Here is a 20357-nt window from a genome sequence, read left to right as displayed (position 1 = left end):
CTGCTAATTACTATATGTCCGCAAACGAATCCCTCCCGACGATCCACTGGACCGAGGACGGCGCCGAGCACAGCGCGCTGTGGCGCTCCGAGGCCGGCCTGCCGCCGCCAAAGCGCGTAGTGATCGCCGACGACCAGACGCCTGCCGATACCGCCTACCGTCTGGCCAGCGAAGGTACCGCCCTGCTCTGGCGCGGCGACTTCCAGAATGCGCGCCAGTTGCTGCAGGCCATGGCGCGGCGGGTCGACCGCAAACCCCAGCGCAAGTCGCGTAACGCCGGCAAGGCGCCGGGCAGCATCACCGAAGCGTTCCACAAGCACCGCCTGGCCCAGTCGCAGCGCGCGCGCACGCTGGGCATGCTGCTGCTGCCGTTCGAGGCCGGCCATGTGGTGCCGCTGCGCCGTGCGCCCGACGTGCACGAGGCGTGCGAACTGGTCTATGGCGCAGGCGACGTGCCCTACGTGGCATCGATGCGCGAGCTGCTGGGCCTGATCGGCGCGTTCGAGTGGCGCAAGAAGGGGGTCGAGATTCCCGTGCTCGGCGAGCGTATCCATCCGTGGTACGGCGTGTTTTCGCCGGTACGTGGCGAATATATCGAACTGGTGGCCAAGGAGCCCCTGCCCTCGACCGCGCTCGCATTCGATATTGGCGCCGGCACCGGCGTGCTGGCCGCGCTGCTGGCGCAACGCGGTGTCAAGCGCGTGGTGGGCACCGACCAGGATCCGCGCGCACTCGGTTGCGCGCGCGAGAACATTGCGCGACTTGGCCTCGACAACCAGGTCGAAATCATCGACGCCGACATGTTCCCCGCGGGCCTGGCCCCGCTGATCGTTTGCAACCCGCCGTGGGTACCGGCCCGGCCGAGCTCGCCGATCGAGCATGCGGTATTCGATCCCGACAGCCGCATGCTGCGCGGATTCCTGGATGGCCTGGCCGCGCATCTGGAACCGGCTGGCCAGGGCTGGCTGATCCTGTCGGACTTCGCCGAACATCTGGGGCTGCGTTCACGTGATGAACTGCTGGGCTGGATCGATGCGGCCGGCCTGAAGGTGCTGGGCCGCTCCGATATCCGCCCGCGTCATCCGAAGGCTGCCGACGCGGAAGACCCGCTGTTCGCGGCGCGCAAGGCGGAAGTCACGTCGCTGTGGCGGCTCGCGGCCAAGTAACCATATTTACCGGGAAGAAAGCATCCATGACTACCGTGGCATTTATCGGCCTGGGCGCGATGGGCACGCCGATGGTGAGCCATCTGATTCGCGCCGGACATACAGTGCGCGCATTCGTACGACGCCCCGAGGCCGCCGACGCCGCGCGCAAACTGGGCGCCGAGCCGTTTTTCACGCCCGCCGAGGCGGCGCGTGGTGCAGCCGTGGTATTCACCAATGTGACATCGTCCGAGGACGTACGCGAAGTTCTGCTCGGCAAGGACGGCGCGATCGAAGGTGCGACGCCGGGCACCATCTGCGTCGATCACAGCACGATCTCGCCGATCGTCACGCGCGAGATTGCGCAAGCGCTGGCCGCCAACGGGATCGAGGCGCTCGACTGCCCGGTCTCGGGCGGAACGATGGGCGCACAGGCCGCCACGCTGACCATCATGGTCGGCGGCAAGGCGGAGAACCTTGAAAAGGTGCGGCCGCTACTGTCATGCCTGGGCAAGACCATCACGCATATCGGCGACCACGGTGCGGGTCAGGTAGCCAAGCTCTGCAACCAGATCGCCCAGGTGGTCAATATCGAAGCCATTGCCGAAGCCATGCGCTTTGCCAGCGCACAGGGCGTCGATACGGACAAAGTATTCCAGGCGATGTCGACCGGCATGGCCGGCAGCCGCATGCTCGACATGATGGGGCCCAAGATGGTGGCGCGGGACTTCGCGGCCGGCATCGAGTCGCGCCTGCATGCCAAGGACTTTGGCCTGGCCGCCGATATAGCCGGCGAGATCGGACTGGACCTGCCTGCGATGCGTGCCACGGCAACGCAGCTTGGCGAACTGATGCAGCAGGGCTGGGGCAATGACGATACGTCGTCATTGCTGAAAGTGCTGGAGTTGAAGGACTGAAATGCGCAGGAATTCAAACTCCCGCGATCATTCCCAGCAAGGCTCGCGACAGTGCGCTGTCGTCGCGCATCAGGTCATCCATCGCGTTGAAATGGTGACGCCCCGGCAACGGGATATTCTCGCGTGCATTGTCCGGCCATGCGGCGCGGATCAACGCATTCTGGCGCTGGTACTCGCTTGATTCGGTCTCGCCCACGGCGGTCAGCAGCGGGGCGCGTGTGGCCGGCACCATGAAAGCCGGCGACAACCGCCCCACATCGGCTTCAGTCAGCCGCAGGTCGACCTGCAGGAAATCGGCGCGACGCAGCGGCTCGAGGTCGTAGATGCCACTGATCGACAGGCCGCCCTTGATCAGGTCCGCCGGCAAATCGGCGGCAAACTGCGGCCACAACGCCGCCATCAGCATGGTCACCAGATGGCCGCCCACCGAATGCCCGGCCAGGAAGATCCGGTTGCGGTCGTGCCCTAGCCGCTCGGCCTCGCGATAGAGCCATGCCACGGACTGCATCACCTGCCAGACAATCGTCTGCACGGTCACGGCCGGACACAGCGCGTAGTTGACCACCGCCACCGACACGCCACGGCGCGTGGGAATACTGGCTACGAAACTGTGATCGCGCTTGTCCAGCGCGCGGTAGTAACCACCGTGCAGGAAAACCAGCAACGGTGGCGGCGCATCGTCGTCGTGCGAAGCGGCAGGAAAATAGTCGAGGGTTTCGGTTGCCGCAAGCGGCGAATCGGCATCGCCATAGGCAAGGTTCTCGAAAAACGTCACCATCCCCGCGCGCACCAGCGCCGAATCGGCGGCCCAGCGGGCCATATGCACTGCATTGTCGGGCACGTTCGCGCGATTGTTGTAGGCGCGCGCATAGAACGCAGGATCCTGCGAGGGCAAGGCGGCCAGCGTGGCCAGGCTGGCGGCGGGGTTGGCATCGAGGGTCGGCTGGGCGGACATGGCTCTCGGCTCCGGACAGGAAACGCGCGGCGACACCGCATGGCGCGGTTGCGCGTAATCCTACCGCAACTGCCGTGACGCCCTCGTGGTTGTCCTGCCCAGAGAATTGCGGCATAATCTGCGGCTCATCGTCGCGCGATGTGCATTCTCGTACATCGCCAAGCCCATGCCCGGGTGGTGAAACAGGTAGACGCAGGGGACTCAAAATCCCCCGCCGCAAGGCGTGTCGGTTCGAGTCCGACCCCGGGCACCAGCTCCTCGCAGATTTCCTGCCGTTTCGATACCAGTGAAGTTCACGAATGCGCGACCTTCGGTCCGTTGACGGGCCCTTGCGCACCCTGCCGCAATGCGACCACATTGCGATCATGGGCATACGTCAGCCGCGGCGCCAGCCCAACACGGATTGCAAGCGTGAGCAGCAGCTCAAGCGTAAAGGTCTGCCACCGCTCCTCATTGATTGCCGCAATGCGCGGCCGCCCGACATGCAACGCAGCGGCGGCCTCGGTCTCATTCCAGCCGCGCTCATGAATGGCGCGACGGAGGTCGATTACCAACTCACGGCGCATTTGCCTGAGCACGGGATACGCGGGATCGACGAACTCTTCATGCGCGGCACGCGACCGCACCGTCTGCTTATGCGTCATGGGTTGCCCTCCAATGGCGCTGTAGTAAGTACGCATTTACTCGTCGAGTATAGGCGGCATCATCGGATCGTGTACGGCTTCCTGTGCGGGTTTCCGCGTTGTTTCCCGTGCGCGCGGCCGTTTCACGTTGCCGTTTGAACAGAATTACGCGACGTCGAAATCAGGCAATCCGTTGTCTGTAAGTTCTTCAATTCAGCGTTCGCCAGACTGCTGTGCCGTCACGGAAATTCCCGCCGGTTCGCCATCGGTGCGGTCGCGCACCAGGATCTCCACGCATTGGTCCAGCGCCACCAGCGCACGCATCAGGTGGTCGACGGACAAGCGCCGCAAGCGGTAGCGCCGGATCAATGACAGCGTCTGGGGGATGACGCGTGGCATTGCGCTATCCGCATGCGCATCGATCAATGCACAAAGGCACATGGCGAGTTCGGTGCGCGCGTCAAGCGTGCTGGCGACATCGGTCAGCGGCAGTTCGTCGAGGACATGCAGGCCCGTGCCGGTCAGCAGCGAGACATGCGGATGACGATGTTTGGAATGGGATTTGCGTGGCATCACACCATTGCGCCGCACTTGCGAACCCTACGCCATAAGACGACTCTGAATCTGCTGGGGTAATGCCGTTGGCTGTGTCAGACATAAACCGCTGGCAAGTGCCCAATCGCTTGCTTATCCTTTTACGCTGCGGTGACGGGAGCCCTGCCAACAGGGATCCCTATGCCGACGCGCCAGAACATCCACAACATCAACAGACTTCAACAGTCAATCCAGGGAACGAAGATGAAGCGCCTTACTGCTACCGCGGCGGCCATTGGCTGCGCTGCACTGCTGGCCGGCTGCGCCGGTGCCAATATGGACGGCCTGACCCAGGCAGGCGGCAGCCTGTTCTCCGCCGCCTCGCTCAGCGACGCCAACGTCAAGCAACTGTCAGACCAGTCGTGCGCCGAGATGGACAAGAAGAACACGCTTGCCACAGCCGACAGCACCTATGCGAAACGGCTCGTGACAATCATGAGCGGCCTGCAGAATACCGGGCTGCCACTCGATGCCAAGGTCTACGTGACCAAGGACGTGAATGCATGGGCCATGGCCAATGGCTGCGTGCGCGTGTACAGCGGCCTGATGGATCTGATGAGCGATGATGAAGTGCGTGGCGTGCTGGGCCACGAAATTGGCCACGTCGCGCTGGGACACACCAAGCGGGCCATGCAGGTGGCCTACACCACTGCCGCCGCACGTGGACTGCTCGGTTCGACCGGCAGTGCCACGCTGACGGCATTGTCGTCATCGCAAATCGGCGAACTTGGCGAAACGTTCATCAACGCACAGTTCTCGCAGAAACAGGAAAGCGAGGCCGACGACTATTCATTCGACCTGCTGACGAAGAATGGCGCCAACCGCCAGGCACTGGTGACCGCATTCCAGAAACTGGCCAAGCTCGATGGCGGCAAGTCGAGCCTGCTGAGTTCGCATCCAGGATCGGATGCCCGTGCAAAGCACATCCAGGACCGGCTCAATAGCGGCAAGTGATCGGGAAACTGAGCGTGCACGAAAGGCATCGCGCATTTCGCGATGTCAATGCGTTTAATTCGCAATCAAAAGCTTTCAGTACGCGCGCGGGCGCCCCACGCGGATAATGCCTCACGCCGCCTGCGGATCTGCCGTATGGCTTGCCATGAGCCATAGGGAGGCCCGCGCCGCGCCATGGAATCCGTTTCCACCCTGCTAGCCGGTCAACCGGAGATTGCGCCGTTCCTCGCATTGGCCGTTGGCCATGCGCTCGGCGCCTTCCCGGCCGGCCCATTCCGGCGGGGCGGCATATGCGGCACCCCGATTGCCGCGCGCATGATCGGCCAGACCGGGGTCCGCCTCGACCACCATTTCAGGAACGTGACGTTCGCGCCGCAGGCGACGAGCAGCGGCATTGCCGCGGCCCGCTCGTCCGTCACGTCACCGCGCAGCGCCCGGACTGTGCCATCCCGTAGCCCGACCATCCGAACCGATTTTCTGCTGCCTGGCATTGGCGTGCCGCCCGGCCCGCTTGCCATGGCGCCGATGTAGCTGTGCCGGCGTGTCCGGACACCACAAGTATCCGGGCACGCGCCCCCGTAACCCGTGTCATCGCTTTACAGGAGGTCCCATGGATTGGTTGCACACCATCTTCCAGAAGTCACCCGAGTCGGCGCTGTTCCTCTCATTGGCCATCGGGTATGCCATCGGCAAGATCACGTTCGGCAAGTTCCAGCTCGGCGGCGTGGCTGGATCGCTGCTGGCGGCCGTGGTCATCAGCCAGGTCGGGGTCGAGATCGACAATGGCGTGAAGGCCGTGATGTTTGCGGTGTTCATCTACGCGGTCGGCTATGAAAGCGGCCCGCAGTTCTTCAACTCGTTGAACCGCAGCTCGTTGCGCGAGATTGCGATGGCCGTGTTCATGGCCGTAGCCGGCCTGGTCACGGTCGTGGTGCTGGCAAAGATCTTCCATCTCGACAAGGGCATTGCCGCGGGGCTGGCCGCCGGTGGCATGACGCAGTCCGCCATCATCGGTACCGCCGGCGACGCCATCACCAAGCTGGGCCTGCCGCCCGACCAGGTCAAGACCCTGCAGGCCAATGTGGCAATCGGCTACGCGGTGACCTATGTGTTCGGCTCGCTCGGCGCGATCATCGTCTGCGTGAATATCCTGCCGCGCTTCATGGGGGCCGACCTCAAGACCGACTCGAAGAAGGTCGAGGCCGCCATGCACGGGGGGCTGCCGCAGTTCGGACCGGGCCAGGCCGGCGCGCTGCCGCGCCTGGTTGGCCGGCTGTTCCGGGTCAGCAACGCGGCGGGCAAGACGGTCAAGGACATCGAGGTTGGCGGCGAAGACCTGATCACCGTGGAAAAGCTCCAGCGCGGTGGCAAGCCCTTCGAGTTCACGCAGGACACCCTGCTCGAAGCCGGTGACCTGGTGCTGCTGGTGGGCCGGCGCGACGCCATGGTTCCCACGGCGCTCCTGATCGGCGAGGAAGTAGCCGATGCCGAAGGCATGGGCATGGTGATGCAGACGCGCCGTTCAGTGTTCACGCTCAAGGGCATGAACAACAAGACGCTGGCCGAGATCGTGGCCGATGTAGGGCGCGAGATGCGACATGGTGTGTATGTCGAACGGATCGAACGTTATGACCACCCCCTGCCGCTGCTGCCCGATCTCAAGCTCCAGCACGGCGACATCATCACGTTCTACGGCACGCCCGCCGACACCAAGCGCGCCGCCAAGACCGCCGGCTATGAGCTGGTACCCAGCGAGAAGACCGACTTCGTCTACTTCGGCGCCGGGGTGCTGGTGGGCCTGCTGATCGGCCTGCTGGTAGTGCGCATTGGCTCGATCCCGCTGACGCTGGGTTCTGGTGGCGGCGCGCTGCTATCGGGCCTCGTTTTCGGCTGGGCACGGTCCAAGCATCAGATGTTTGGCGCGATGCCGACGGCGGCGTGCCAGTTGCTGAAGGACTTCGGGCTGGCCGCATTCGTCGCCATTGTCGGCATCAACTCCGGCCTGCAGGCGGTCGACACCCTGCGTCAAAGCGGCGTGACGATCTTTCTGCTGGGCGCCGTGGTCACGTTGCTGCCGCTGTTCCTGACCATGCTGTTCGGCCGCTACATACTCAAGTACGACAACGCCGCGCTGCTGGCCGGCGCACTGTCCGGGTCGCGCAGCGCCAACCCCGCATTTGGCGGCATTCTCGACAAGGCCGAGAGCCCCGTGCCCACCGTGCCATTTGCCATCACCTATGCACTGGCCAACGTGCTGCTGACCCTGCTTGGCCCACTCGTGGTCGGCCTGGTCTGACCCATTCCTTCGATCGGATTCCCAAAAGGAGTAACGTCATGAGCAAACCGGATCTCTCCAAGCTGTCCAGCCTCTCGCCGTTCGAACTCAAGGACGAGCTGATCAAGCTGGCCAGCAGCAACGCGGACCGACTGATGCTGAACGCCGGCCGCGGCAACCCCAACTTCCTGGCCACGGTGCCGCGCCATGGCTTCTGGCAACTTGGCCTGTTCGCGATGCGTGAATCGGAGCGCTCGTTCCAGTACATGCCTGAGGGTGTGGGCGGCTTTCCGCGCCGCGAAGGGATCGAGGAACGCTTCGACCTGTTCGCGCGCGAGAATCAGGAGGTGCCGGGCGTGAAGTTCCTGGCGGGCGCGGTGTCGTATGTACGCGACCAGCTCGGGCTCAACGCGGCCGATTTCCTCTATGAAATGTGCGAAGGCATCCTGGCCTGCAACTACCCGGTGCCCGACCGCATGCTCAAGTTGAGCGAGCTTATCGTCGGCCAGTACATCCGCAAGGAGATGATCGGCAAGCATCCGTTCATCGGCGAGTTCGACCTGTTCGCGGTGGAAGGCGGCACTGCCGCCATGACGTACCTGTTCAACTCGATGCGCGAGAACCACCTGCTCAAGGCTGGCGACAAGATCGCGCTGGGCATGCCGATCTTCACGCCCTACATCGAGATTCCCGAACTCAACGACTACCAGCTCGTCGAACTGAACATCGATGCGGACCCCGAATCGCGTTGGCAGTATTCGAACAAGGAACTCGACAAACTGCGCGACCCCAGCGTCAAGGCGTTCTTCCTGGTCAACCCGAGCAATCCGCCATCGGTGCGCATGAGCGACGAGAGCCTGGAGTACCTGGCGTCGATCATCGAGGAACGGCCGGACCTGATCATCCTGACCGACGATGTCTACGGCACCTTTGCCGACAACTTCGTCTCGCTGTTCGCGCTCTGCCCGCGCAACACGATCCTGGTCTATTCGTTCTCGAAGTACTTTGGCGCAACGGGCTGGCGCCTGGGCGTAATTGCCACGCACCGCGACAACATCTTTGACGAAAAGCTCGCCAAATTGCCCGAGGACCAGCGCAAGCAGCTTCACACGCGCTACCACTCGATCACCACCACGCCCGATACGCTCAAGTTCATCGACCGCCTCGTGGCCGACAGCCGCACCGTGGCGCTGAACCACACGGCCGGGCTGTCCACGCCGCAGCAGGTGCAGATGGTGCTGTTTTCGCTGTTCTCGCTCATGGACACGCCCGACGCATACAAGCAGGCCATGAAGCGGTTGATCCGCAGCCGCAAGGCCGCGCTGTTCCGCGAAATCGGTATTGCCCCGGATGACACGGAAGACCCGAATGTCGTGGACTACTACACGCTGCTCGATATCGAACAACTGGGCGGCAAGGCGATCGGGCCCGAGTTCGTGAAATGGGTCATGGCATCGGCGGAACCGGCCGAACTGCTGTTCCGACTGGCCGAGGAGGCTGGCGTGGTACTGCTGCCGGGGCGCGGCTTCGGCACACGCCATCCATCGGGGCGGGTCTCGCTGGCCAACCTCAACGAATCGGACTACGCCAAGATCGGCAAATCGATCCGCAAGCTGTTCGAGGACTACGTGGAGCGCTACAACCAGGCCACCGGCAGCAAGGCCAACAAGAACGTGACGAAAAAGTAAAAGCCGTTGCACGCACTACGATGCCCCGCACTGCGGGGCATTTCTTTTTTGCAGGAATACATGAAACTGTTATTACATTCTGACGTGTCACATTCTTTTGGATGAACGACTGTAGATCCAGAAATTTCAGGTGCTTAGGATTCCATTCGCAGCGCAGCCCTTCGCGTTGAGGCTTCCGAGTATTCGGAAAATTTCTACCTGATCCATTCATCCACCCATGCGAGCCACGTTTCTTGTCACCGCCAGCGCACTGATTGCTTTCGCCCCGGCTGCCTTCGCCGCCGACGGCACTGTCACCTTCAACGGAAGAATTACCGCCCAGACCTGCACGATCGGTGGTAACGGCGGCGCCAACAATTTCACCGTCACGCTGCCTACCGTTTCGACAAACTCGTTGAGGACTGCCGGCGCCGTCACCGGGCGCACCCCGTTCAACATCACGCTGTCGGGCTGCACGCCAAATTCCGGCAATGCCATGGTGTACTTCGAACCGGGCGCAACGGTCGATATCGGCACCGGCCGACTCGTGAACTCGAACCGGACTGGTGCCCGCAACGTGCAGGTCGGTCTGAAGAATTCCGACTATTCCGATATTCGGCTCGGCGCCGCCCACGCTTCGCAGAACTCACGCCCCGTGACATTGAACAACGGTGGCGCAACGTTGAACTATTTTGCCGAGTATGTCGCCACCGGTGCCGCCACCGCGGGCGACCTTACCACCGCGACGCTCTACTCGATCGTCTACCAGTAACCGCCGCGTCCTCGACGTCCTCGACACTCTCGACGGCTTCCAGTCTTTCTGTCCTCTACGCGGCGCGTCATCGGTGCCGCGTCAGCCTTCCTGCGCGCTTAATTCATACAAGATTCCGCAATGCTTCTCCGCACACTCTGGCGCGCCATTACCTTGACCGCCTGCATGGCTGCCATCGCCACACCGGCATCGGCGTCCGTCGTCCTCGGTGGCACCCGAGTGATCTACCCCGCCGCCGAGCGCGAGGTCACGCTCAGGCTCGGCAACGAAGGCACCGACCCCGCACTGGTGCAGGCCTGGATCGACGACGGCGACGCCAGCGCAATCCCCGACGACACGAACGTGCCCTTCATGGCGATGCCGCCGTTGTTCCGACTCGACCCCGGCAAGGGGCAGACCTTGCGCGTCGTACATACGGGCGAGCCAATCACGGGCGAGCGCGAGTCGCTGTTCTGGCTTAATGTGCTGCAGGTTCCTCCATCCTCCGACACGGAAGGCGCCAACTCGCTGCAATTGGCGTTCCGCTCGCGCATCAAGCTGTTCTATCGTCCGGACGGCCTGCCCGAAGATGCCGCTGCGGCACCGGCAGCGGTGACCTGGCAATTCTTGCGTAACGGCAACGGCCGCCACGCATTGGCGGCCACCAATCCAACGCCTTACCACGTCACGTTCTCGCGCATCGCCGTGCGCAGCGGCGACGCCACCTATCAGAGCGAAGCTGGCGCCATGGTGGCACCGGGGGCGACGGCCGTCATCGACATCGGAGCGGCAACGGAGATCGTCAACGCGTCTCCTGACAGAGTGGACTACACCTTCGTCAACGACTATGGCGCGGGCGTGGAAGGGGCTCGCGAGAATGCCGACAAGCAGTGACTGCACCATGCCATCGGATCATTGCGCCTGTCTTGCACCGGTCTTGCGCCTTCTTTCGCCATGGACGCGTGGCAACGCGATCTCACGCGGCTACCGCTATATCATGGGCCTGCTCGCTGGCGTGCTGTCGTTGCCCGCGCTTGCCATCGAAGACGAGCGGAGTCGTGACGCGGTGCGTGACGGCATGCGGGAAGTCCGCTTCAACAGTGCGCTGCTTGCCGGGCCCAGCGGCAGGCTTGTCGACGTCGCCCGCTTCGCACGTGGCAATCCGGTGCATCCCGGCGAGTACGTTGTCGACGTCAGCCTGAACGGGGCGCCGTTGGGACGACATGCGGTCCGGTTCACCGACCACAGCGGCTTCGTGACGGCGTGTCCGGCGGGCTCGCTCATGCGCCACCTGAACCTCGACAAGGACGCGCTTACCACGCAAGGCGCTGCAGAGCTTACCCGTGCGGCGGCAGGAGAATGCCTCGATCCGGGCCGCATCGATCCCCGCGTAAGCTGGTCGTTCGACGTTGGCGATCTCCAGTTCGACCTGACCGTTCCCCAAGCCCTGCTCGCGCAAACACCGCGCGATCATGTCGGACAGGAGTACTGGGAAGACAGCACGACTTCCGCGACCCTCGCCTACACGCTCAATACATGGCACACGCGCGGCGGCTGGCGCAATACGAGCACTTACCTGGGCATCGACTCGGGCCTGAATCTCGGCAACTGGCATGTACGGCAACGCTCGGCCCTCAACTGGGATCCCGCCGCGCCAAAAGGATTCGCATACCAGAACATCGCGACCTTCGTGCAGCGTGATGCGCCCGCATTGCGCAGCCAGCTCACGCTCGGCGACTCTTTTACCGATGGTGCGGTGTTCGACAGCTTTGGTGTCAGGGGCGTGCAACTGGCCAGCGATGACCGCATGCTGCCTGACTCCATGCGCGGCTATGCGCCGCGCATCCGCGGCGTGGCACGCTCCAATGCCCGCGTGTCGATCACGCAGAACGGTAACCGTCTATACGAGACCACGGTGGCGCCCGGCCCATTCGATATCCGCGACCTCTATGCCACCGGTTATGGCGGCGACCTCGAGGTCACCGTGAGCGAGGCGGACGGCAACGAGCAACGCTTCACCGTACCGTACGCATCGGTATCCCAGCTCGTGCGTCCCGCCATCACGCGCTATTCGCTGACGATCGGGCAACTGCGCGACACGCGGCTTACTGGCCGATACCAGCTGATGCAGGGCACCGTGCAACATGGCTTCGGCAGCCTGCTGACCGGATATGCGGGCGCAACCGTGGCCGACAACTATGCGGCGGGCTTGCTCGGCGCCGCCTTCAATACGTCGTACGGCACACTGGCCATGGACGTGACGCAGGCAAGCGCCGATATTGCCGGGGTCGACAACGCCACGGGCCAGAGTGTTCGCGTGAGCTATGCCAAGTCCGTGCCCCGGACCCATACCAACCTGACGGTGGCGGCCTACCGGTACTCGTCGAGTGGATTCTGGGCCATGCCCGATGCCTATCTTGCAACCGAGCGCATGGCTGCCGGCTCCGATGTCCGTACCGTGGCACGGCAGCGCACCCAGTTACAACTGACACTGAACCAGAGCCTGCCGGGCCGCTGGGGCAACCTCTACATCAGCGGCAGCTCACGCAACTACTGGAACGATAGCGGAACGACGACGCAGTTCCAGATCGGCTACAACAACGCGTTGCGCCTGTTCAATACCAGCATGATGGTCAATCTTTCTGCTTCACGCCTGCGGCAAGGTGCATCCGGCGCGCTGGTCAATCAGTTCCATGCAGGAGTCTCGATGCCGCTCGGGCGTACGCAACGTGCGCCGCTCATGTCGATGGGGCTGACAAGCAATGAGGCGACAGGCGCTTCGCAGCAGTTCGTACTGGGCGGCAGCGCGCTGGAAGACAATGCGCTCAGCTACGGGCTGAACGCCAGCCACGCTCGCGGTGCGTTCAATGGCGGCGGCAATACGCAGTACATGAGCCCGTTCGCCACGGTATCGGCGTCGGCCAGTGGCGGCGGCGGCAACTCGCAATACTCGGCAGGGCTGCACGGTGCACTCGTAGCCCATCGCGGTGGCGTCACGCTGGCCAACTTTCTCGGTGACACGATCGGCATTGTCGAGGCCAAGGGCGCCGCTGGCGCGCGGCTCGTCAATGCTCCCGGCGTTCGCGTCAATGACGCTGGCTACGCCGTCGTGCCGTACCTGAGTCCCTATGCACGCAACACGGTCGAACTGGACCCCCGGGGCATGCCGATGAATGTCGAACTGAAGTCCACCTCGGCAGAGATCACGCCTCGTGCCAACGGCGTCGTCATGATTCCGTTCGAAGCCAGTAGAGGGCGGTCCGCCATGATCGTCGCCACGCGGTCAGACAGCAAGCCATTGCCATTCGGTGCAATCGTCCGCAATGCACTGGCCAGTGAAGTTGGCATGGTCGGCCAGGGTGGGCGCATCTTTGTCCGCGGCGTTGAGGACACCGGCAAGCTCACGGTGGCATGGGGCCATGGCCACGCACAGCAATGCACGCTGGACTACCGGTTACCGCCCCCGCAACAGGATGCCCGGCCGTGGCCAAAAGTCGACACCGTCTGTCACGCAAGCCGAACTGCACCAGGCACGCGATCGGGCTCGCGGCACCTGGAAATGGAACAGTTCAGCGGCTGATCATGAAACGACATTCACTCTTTATCGGCAGCGCGGTAATGGCATGGCTTGCTGGCGCGGCGATGCGCGTAGAGGCCCAGGAGATTTATCCGCAATGCATCATCACCAGCAGTGCCACGAGCGTCTCGTTTGGCAACGTCAGCGTGCCGCGGAACCTGCCCATTGGTGCCAACATCGGGCCACGGAGGTCCACCTATGGTCGCTACAGGTGTGCAGCGTACTCGCTCGAAATGGACGGCAATTCCGTGGCGGGCTTCTATCTGCAGCTGACTTCCGCACTGGATCTGGCACCAGGGCACACAGACGTCTGGGCCACCGGAACGCCTGGCGTCGGTGTCCGGGTGACATCGGCATACTTCAACAACAGGAGCATGTCGAGTATTGGTGCCGGGCTCCAGCAACACTTCGCGCCAGACATCACAACCGAGACGCTGGTCTCGCGCTCATACATCCTGCACTACCAGTTGGTGAAGACCGGGGAGATGACCCAGGCGGGACCGGCGTCTGTTGCGAAAATGTTCGACCTGCAGAGCCATAATCGCGGCGCCAACCTCAAGAGCGACCCGTTGGTTTCCATCGGCATTGCCAATACGACCATCGCGTTCAATGCCTGCCGGGTGACAACGCCTTCGATCAATGTGGCCTTGCCAGCAGTAAGCCTTTCCGGGCTGCGCACTACGGGTTCGATAGCGGGCGAGACGCCATTCTCGATCGGCCTGGCATGCCCCGCCGGCATCAATGTGTACGCGACGTTGACGGACGCCACCACGCCCGGCAATCGCACCGACCGGCTTACGCTCACCAGCACGTCCACGGCACGCAATGTCGGTCTGCGCGTCGTGGACGCCTCAGGCAGCCCGGTCCGCTTCGGGCCCGATACCGCCACCGCAGGAAATACCAATGCGTGGTTCGTCGGCGCGTCCGGTAGCACGCGGAGCATGCCGCTCAGGGTTCAATACATCGCCACCGGCACCGTCACGCCAGGCTCGGTCCAGGGCCTGATGACGTTCACGATGAGCTATCAGTAAAAAAGGCCTGGTACCGATGTACCAGGCCCTCGTCGTCAATCACGTTGCAGGCGTTATCGCGCTTCCACGAACGCCAGCACGGTTTCCAGCATCTTGCGGATCGCCGGTTGCACATTCGCGGCCTTGGCCGGGTCGTAGGCAAACGGATAGACCTCTTCCATATACGACGATTGGGTCAGTTCGAGCTGGATCGCATGCACGCCGTCACCGGGGTTGCCGTACTGGCGCGTGATATAGCCGCCCTTGAAGCGGCCATTGAGCACCGCGGTATGGAGCGGCACCGCCTTGGCAATTTCCACGACATCGGCGGCCAGGCCCGCATCGCAACTCTTGCCGTCGGCCGACCCCAGGTTGAAGTCCGTGAGCTTGCCTTCGAAGAAACGGGGCAGCACCGAACGGATCGAGTGCGCGTCCCACAGCGCGATCGTGCCATGCGCATCGCGCAGGCGCTTGAGTTCTTCCTGCAGCGCGTTGTGGTACGGATGCCAGATCGCGTCGCGTCGCAGCGCGATCTCGGCGTCGTCGGGACCATTCGTGCCATCGGCATAGATCGGCGTCTTGTCGAAGCTGTCGACGGGGCACAGGCCCGTGGTGTCCTGGCCCGGATACAGGTTCGCGTTATCGGGTGGCCGGTTCAGGTCGATCACATAGCGCGAATGGGTAGCCATCAGGATCGACGCGCCGAGTTCGCGCGCGAAGTCGTACAGGCGATCCATGTGCCAGTCGGTATCGGGCACGGTGCGCGCGTCGGGTGTCAGACGTGCGGCCAGTTGGGCGGGAAGATGGGTGCCGACGTGCGGCATCGACACCAGCAACGGACGGGTGCCGCGATGCAGGGTGAAGGCGGGAGTATCTGTGGTGAAGGACATCTTGTCTCGGGGCTGCAATTCAATGTCAGTCGGCAAGCAGGCGCGCACGCGCCTCGGCAAACCGCTGGCCCGCATCCACCTGTTGTGGATGCACGCCATGCCGCACACGGCACACGCCGCCCGTGCGGACTTCCGCTAGTGTCTCATGACCGTGGCTAGCGAACACGTAAGTGGCCAGCGCGCGTGCGCCATCGAGTCCGGCCAGCGTCGGGTGCTGGCCATCGAGCACCAGTAAATCGGCACGCTGCCCGATCGCCAGTCCGGCCACCGGCCGCGCGGCCGCCCGCGCGCCGCCCGCCACAGCTTCTAGCCAGAGCCGGTCCGCTACCTGCGCATGCGTTTCCGATGCCAGCACGTTACGCCGCTGCAGGCCCAGGCGCTGGCCGTACTCGAAGGTGCGCAACTCCTCGGCTACGCTGACGCTCGCATGACTGTCCGAGCCGATGCCCCACCAGCCCTTCTGCGCCAGGTATGGCGCGGCTTCGAACACGCCGTCGCCAAGGTTGGCCTCGGTGGTCGGGCAGATGCCAGCCACCGCGCCGCTGTGGGCCAGACGGCGTCGCTCGTCCCAATCCATATGCGTGGCGTGCACCAGGCACCAGCGCTGGTCCACGGGCGCATGGTCGAGCAACCACTCGACGGGACGGACACCGGTCGACGCCAGGCAATCGTCGACCTCTTTCTGCTGCTCGGCAATATGGATATGCACGGGCGCCGTGGCATCCAGCGCATGCAGCGCAGCGACTGCCCTGGTAAGACCGTCATGAGGTACCGCGCGCAGCGAATGCGGCGCGAGGCCCAGCCGAGCGCCATAGGCTGCGCAATGTGGCGCCAGCCTTTCCAGCAGCGCCTGCATGGCGTCGGTATCGTTGAGGAAGCGCCGCTGATCATCTTGTGCCGGCTTGCCGCCAAAACCCGCGGTCTGGTACAGCACCGGCAGCAGCGTCATGCCGATGCCGGCGGTCTGCGCCGCACGCAGCAGCCGTAACGACATCTCCGCGCGATCGGCATACGGCTTGCCGTCCGGATCGTGATGCACGTAGTGGAACTCGCACACACTGGTGTAACCCGCGCGCAGCATCTCAACATAGAGCTGCGTCGCAATGGCTTCCAGCGCATCGGGCGAGAGGCGCAGTGCGAAGCGATACATCAGCGTGCGCCAGCTCCAGAACGAATCGCCACCAGCCGGGTCGTCGCCCTGCGATACGCTGCGGTACTCGGTCAACCCGGCAAACCCGCGCTGGAACGCGTGCGAATGCAGGTTCGGCATGCCCGGCAGCACCGCGCCGGCCGCCAGCGGCACGGCCGCGGAGGCAACGGTCCCCGGCGCGACAGTTGTGAAGACGCCTTGGGCGTCCCACTCCAGCAGCACATCACGCGCCCAGCCTTCGGGCAGTAGCGCATGGGCTGCGAACAGTTGACCGGCGCTCATCGGAACACCCTGCCCTGGCGCACGACACCGGCGCATGGATTACGGCCAAACCAGTAGGCCAGCTCGGCCGGCGAGGCTACCTGCCAGAGCGCGAAATCCGCGGCACGGCCTGTGGCAAGCCGTCCATGCCGATCCGCTGCGCCCAGGGCGCGCGCCGCATGCGCGGTGACCCCGGCCAGCACTTCAGGCACGGTCATGCGGAACAAGGTGCAGGCCATATTCATCATCAACAATAGCGACGTGGTGGGCGAGGTGCCGGGATTGTGATCGGTGGAAATTGCAATCGGCACACCATGCTGGCGCAGCAACGCCAACGGCGGCAGATGGGTATCGCGCAGGAAATAGTAGGCGCCCGGCAGCAATACCGCCACCGTGCCCGCCTCGGCCATCGCAATCACACCGGCTTCGTCCAGATGTTCGAGATGATCGGCCGACAGGGCCTTGTGCCGCGCCGCCAGCGCAGCACCCCCGAGGTTGCTCAACTGTTCCGCATGCAGTTTGACCGGCAGTCCATGTCGCGCAGCGGCTGCAAAGACGCGCGCGGTTTGCGCGGGTGAGAAGCCAATGCCTTCGCAGAACGCGTCGACCGCATCCACCAGGCCTTCTTCGGCCAGTGCCGGTAGCATCGTGTCGCAGACCAGTTCGATGTAGTCATCGGCGCGTCCAGCGTACTCGGGCGGCAATGCATGCGCGCCCAGGAACGTGGTGTGCACGGTCACGCCATATGCGCTGCCAAGCTGGCGCGCCACGCGCAGCTGCTTGCGTTCCGCATCGAGCGACAGGCCGTAGCCGGACTTGATCTCGATAGCAGTGACACCTTCCGCGAGCAAGGCTTGCAGACGTACTGCAGACTGCGCGAACAGCGTGGCTTCATCGGCCTCGCGCGTGGCGCGCACCGTCGACACGATGCCGCCACCGGCACGCGCAATTTCCTCGTAGCTCGCGCCACCGAGCCGCATGGCGAATTCATCGGCACGCTGGCCACCATAGACCAGATGGGTGTGGCAATCGACCAGCCCCGGCGTGATCCATGCACCGTTGGCGTCGTGCCTGGGCATCTGCCGATACGCTTCCGGCAGGTTCGCGCATGCGCCGAGCCACGCGATCCGTCCGTGCTCCACAACCAGCGCAGCGTCGTGGATGGCCCGCGCGGGATCGGCATCGGGCAGCAGGTTGCAATGATGCCAGACGCCGTCGGCAGATGGCGCGTCGGTGAAGTTCATCGGTCCCGCTCCATATTCAGGGTCACGCGCAGGCACAGCGCGGAGAGATCGGTGTGGAACAGTGTGATGGCCGGTGTGCCGGCGGACATCAGGATGCCTTCGCCGGCTGCCACATGCTGGCCGTCGCCGGTATCCCATGTGCCGCGCAACACCAGCAGCAGCACCGTGGCGTCATGGGGCACCGCCGTAAATGGCTGACGCATCAGCCTGACTTCGGCACGGCACACGTCGCGGCGCGTCATCACGTTGAAATCCTGCGTAGGCCCGTCTACCAGCGTGGCATGCACGGCGGTATCGCCAGAAAACGCAAACGGTTCGCCCACACGCACGAGCTTGTGGCAGAACGTGTCGTCGTGGGCCTGCAGATGCACGCCCGCGCCGTCGATCAGTACGATCTGCCGGTCGATGCCGGGAAAAGCCGAGAATGGCCCATCGGCGCCGATATCCGCCACGCTGATGCGCCACGCGAAGCTATCCATATCGGCACCCGGCGGCCATACGGCAATCTCGCGCGTGGAGCCGCCACCGTTCTTCCACGGTGTGGGCACAATCGCATCGAGCGCGAACTTCGTCACGGGCATCAGCGTTTCACCATCGGCAGGTTCAGGCCCTTCTCCTCCGCGCAGTCGATGGCGATGTCGTATCCCGCGTCGGCATGGCGCATCACGCCCGTGGCCGGATCGTTCCAGAGTACGCGTTCGATACGCCGGGCTGCCGCGTCGGTGCCATCGCAGACAATGACCACGCCGGAATGCTGCGAGAAGCCCATGCCCACGCCGCCACCATGATGCAGGCTAACCCATGTGGCGCCACCCGCCGTATTGAGCAATGCATTGAGCAGCGGCCAGTCGGACACCGCGTCGGAGCCGTCGCGCATCGCTTCGGTCTCGCGGTTCGGTGACGCCACCGAGCCGCAATCGAGGTGATCACGCCCGATCACGATTGGTGCCTTCAGTTCGCCGGACTTCACCATCTCGTTGAATGCGAGACCGGCGCGATGGCGTTCGTCGAGTCCCACCCAGCAGATACGCGCCGGCAGGCCCTGGAATGCAATGCGGTCGCGCGCCATGTCGAGCCAGCGGTGCAGATGCTTGTCCTCGGGGAACAGCTCCTTCATCTTGGCATCGGTCTTGTAGATATCCTCGGGATCGCCCGACAGCGCAACCCAGCGGAACGGCCCCTTGCCGCGGCAGAACAGCGGGCGGATATAGGCCGGCACAAAGCCCGGGAAGTCGAACGCGTTCTTCACACCTTCGTCGAAGGCCACCTGGCGGATGTTGTTGCCGTAGTCGAGTGTCGGCACGCCCATCTGCTGGAACGCGAGCATCGCTTCCACATGCTTGACGATCGATGTGCGCGCCGCGGCTTCCACGGCCTTGGGGTCGCTCTGGCGCAGATCTTCCCATTGCTGCACGGTCCAGCCTTCGGGCAGGTAGCCGTTGACCAGGTCGTGCGCCGAGGTCTGGTCGGTGACCATGTCGGGGCGCATGCCGCCGGCCTGCGCGCGGCGCACGAGTTCCGGGACGATTTCAGCGGCATTGCCGAGCAAACCCACGGAGATCGCCTCGCCGGCCTTGGTGGCGGCGTCGATCATTGCCAATGCTTCATCGAGCGTGGTGGCCTTCTTGTCGAGGTAGCGGGTGCGGATGCGGAAGTCGATGCGCGACTCCTGGCATTCGATCGCCAGCACGCACGCGCCAGCCAGCACGCCGGCCAGCGGCTGGGCGCCGCCCATCCCACCCAGGCCAGCCGTAAGAATCCACTTGCCGGTCAGGTCGCCGTTGTAATGCTGGTTGCCCGCTTCGACAAACGTTTCGAACGTACCCTGCACGATGCCCTGCGTGCCAATGTAGATCCATGAGCCGGCCGTCATCTGGCCATACATCATCAGGCCGGCACGGTCGAGTTCATTGAACTTGTCCCAGTTGGCCCAGTGCGGTACCAGGTTGGAATTGGCAATCAGCACGCGCGGCGCATCGGCATGCGTGCGGAACACACCGACGGGCTTGCCCGATTGCACCAGCAGCGACTCGTCCTCACCAAGGCGGCGCAGGCTTTCGAGGATCGCATCGAAGCACTCCCAGTTGCGCGCGGCCTTGCCGATACCGCCGTAGACCACCAGGTCCTGCGGACGCTCGGCCACGTCGGGGTCGAGGTTGTTCTGGATCATGCGATACGCGGCTTCGATCAGCCAGTTCTTGCAGTGGAGCTCGGTGCCGTGCGGGGCGCGGATTTCGCGCTGGCCGCGCACGGTGAATTGGTGTTCGTTGGCGTTCATGGTTGTCTCGTATGTCTGAAGTACTGTCGGTTCACTCCCCTCTCCCGCTTGCGGGAGGGGACAGGG

General features: G+C 63.9%; 18 protein-coding genes and 1 tRNA gene. 11 read left to right on the top strand and 8 right to left on the bottom strand.

Annotated features, from left to right (window positions below):
- Positions 1–14: 14 nt before the first annotated feature.
- Together ACO550_RS10335 and ACO550_RS10330 are read left to right on the top strand one after the other, a co-directional pair.
- Complete coding sequence (locus ACO550_RS10335) at positions 15–1166, top strand: class I SAM-dependent methyltransferase (RefSeq protein ID WP_315592723.1); 1152 nt, start codon at positions 15–17, stop codon at positions 1164–1166.
- Positions 1167–1192: 26 nt separating this feature from the next.
- A complete protein-coding gene (locus tag ACO550_RS10330; RefSeq protein WP_315592724.1) occupies positions 1193–2062 on the top strand; it encodes an NAD(P)-binding domain-containing protein in 870 nt (289 codons plus the stop codon).
- 13 nt (positions 2063–2075) lie between these two features.
- Here the strand turns inward: ACO550_RS10330 and ACO550_RS10325 are convergent, their stop codons facing one another.
- Positions 2076–3017, bottom strand: a complete 942-nt coding sequence (locus tag ACO550_RS10325; protein ID WP_315592725.1) for an alpha/beta hydrolase — start codon at positions 3015–3017, stop codon at positions 2076–2078.
- A 168-nt stretch (positions 3018–3185) separates the two neighbouring features.
- On the opposite strand from ACO550_RS10325, the gene ACO550_RS10320 reads away from it, so the two are divergent.
- Positions 3186–3270 (top strand) — tRNA-Leu (locus tag ACO550_RS10320).
- 40 nt (positions 3271–3310) lie between these two features.
- Here the strand turns inward: ACO550_RS10320 and ACO550_RS10315 are convergent.
- Positions 3311–3661, bottom strand: coding sequence for an XRE family transcriptional regulator (locus ACO550_RS10315; RefSeq protein WP_315592726.1), 351 nt, complete (start codon positions 3659–3661; stop codon positions 3311–3313).
- Positions 3662–3853: 192 nt separating this feature from the next.
- Positions 3854–4213 (bottom strand): XRE family transcriptional regulator, encoded by a 360-nt coding sequence (locus ACO550_RS10310; protein ID WP_315592727.1) that lies wholly within the window; start codon positions 4211–4213, stop codon positions 3854–3856.
- Positions 4214–4438: 225 nt separating this feature from the next.
- Between ACO550_RS10310 and loiP the strand changes: the two genes are divergently transcribed.
- The 8 genes from loiP (at position 4439) to ACO550_RS10270 (ending at position 14489) form a co-directional block, all read left to right on the top strand.
- Positions 4439–5188: a metalloprotease LoiP gene (gene loiP, locus ACO550_RS10305; RefSeq protein ID WP_315592728.1), complete on the top strand. Its 750-nt coding sequence runs from the start codon at positions 4439–4441 to the stop codon at positions 5186–5188.
- 174 nt (positions 5189–5362) lie between these two features.
- Positions 5363–5719 carry a hypothetical protein gene (locus ACO550_RS10300; RefSeq protein WP_315592729.1) on the top strand — a complete coding sequence of 119 codons (357 nt, stop codon included), beginning with the start codon at positions 5363–5365 and terminating at the stop codon, positions 5717–5719.
- 79 nt (positions 5720–5798) lie between these two features.
- Complete coding sequence (gene aspT / locus ACO550_RS10295) at positions 5799–7484, top strand: aspartate-alanine antiporter (protein ID WP_315592730.1); 1686 nt, start codon at positions 5799–5801, stop codon at positions 7482–7484.
- Between the two features lie 38 nt (positions 7485–7522).
- Entirely contained in the window at positions 7523–9151 is a 1629-nt protein-coding gene (locus ACO550_RS10290; RefSeq protein WP_315592731.1) for a bifunctional aspartate transaminase/aspartate 4-decarboxylase, read from the top strand.
- A 217-nt stretch (positions 9152–9368) separates the two neighbouring features.
- A complete protein-coding gene (locus tag ACO550_RS10285) occupies positions 9369–9902 on the top strand; it encodes a fimbrial protein (protein ID WP_315592732.1) in 534 nt (177 codons plus the stop codon).
- A 120-nt stretch (positions 9903–10022) separates the two neighbouring features.
- Positions 10023–10775 carry a fimbrial biogenesis chaperone gene (locus ACO550_RS10280; protein WP_315592733.1) on the top strand — a complete coding sequence of 251 codons (753 nt, stop codon included), beginning with the start codon at positions 10023–10025 and terminating at the stop codon, positions 10773–10775.
- Positions 10776–10782: 7 nt separating this feature from the next.
- Entirely contained in the window at positions 10783–13461 is a 2679-nt protein-coding gene (locus tag ACO550_RS10275) for a fimbria/pilus outer membrane usher protein (protein WP_315592734.1), read from the top strand.
- A 2-nt stretch (positions 13462–13463) separates the two neighbouring features.
- Entirely contained in the window at positions 13464–14489 is a 1026-nt protein-coding gene (locus tag ACO550_RS10270) for a fimbrial protein (RefSeq protein ID WP_315592735.1), read from the top strand.
- A 53-nt stretch (positions 14490–14542) separates the two neighbouring features.
- On the opposite strand, the gene hutG is transcribed toward ACO550_RS10270, so the two are convergent.
- Genes hutG through hutU form a run of 5 tightly spaced genes read right to left on the bottom strand, consistent with a single transcriptional unit; the run spans position 14543 to position 20291 of the window.
- A complete protein-coding gene (hutG, locus tag ACO550_RS10265) occupies positions 14543–15358 on the bottom strand; it encodes an N-formylglutamate deformylase (protein WP_315592736.1) in 816 nt (271 codons plus the stop codon).
- A gap of 25 nt (positions 15359–15383) precedes the next feature.
- On the bottom strand, positions 15384–16790 hold the full coding sequence (locus ACO550_RS10260) for a formimidoylglutamate deiminase (RefSeq protein ID WP_315592737.1): 1407 nt from the start codon (positions 16788–16790) through the stop codon (positions 15384–15386).
- Positions 16787–18013, bottom strand: coding sequence for an imidazolonepropionase (gene hutI / locus ACO550_RS10255; RefSeq protein ID WP_485994755.1), 1227 nt, complete (start codon positions 18011–18013; stop codon positions 16787–16789). Before hutI ends, ACO550_RS10260 begins: the two co-directional genes overlap by 4 nt.
- On the bottom strand, positions 18010–18594 hold the full coding sequence (locus ACO550_RS10250) for a HutD family protein (RefSeq protein WP_315598781.1): 585 nt from the start codon (positions 18592–18594) through the stop codon (positions 18010–18012). The genes hutI and ACO550_RS10250 overlap by 4 nt, the downstream gene beginning before the upstream one ends.
- On the bottom strand, positions 18594–20291 hold the full coding sequence (hutU, locus tag ACO550_RS10245) for a urocanate hydratase (RefSeq protein WP_315598780.1): 1698 nt from the start codon (positions 20289–20291) through the stop codon (positions 18594–18596). The genes ACO550_RS10250 and hutU overlap by 1 nt, the downstream gene beginning before the upstream one ends.
- Positions 20292–20357 lie beyond the last annotated feature (66 nt).

The organism is Cupriavidus sp. (genome assembly GCF_057315035.1).
The sequence above is the reverse complement of the archived record's forward strand: the minus strand, read 5'-3'. Positions and strand labels throughout refer to the sequence as shown.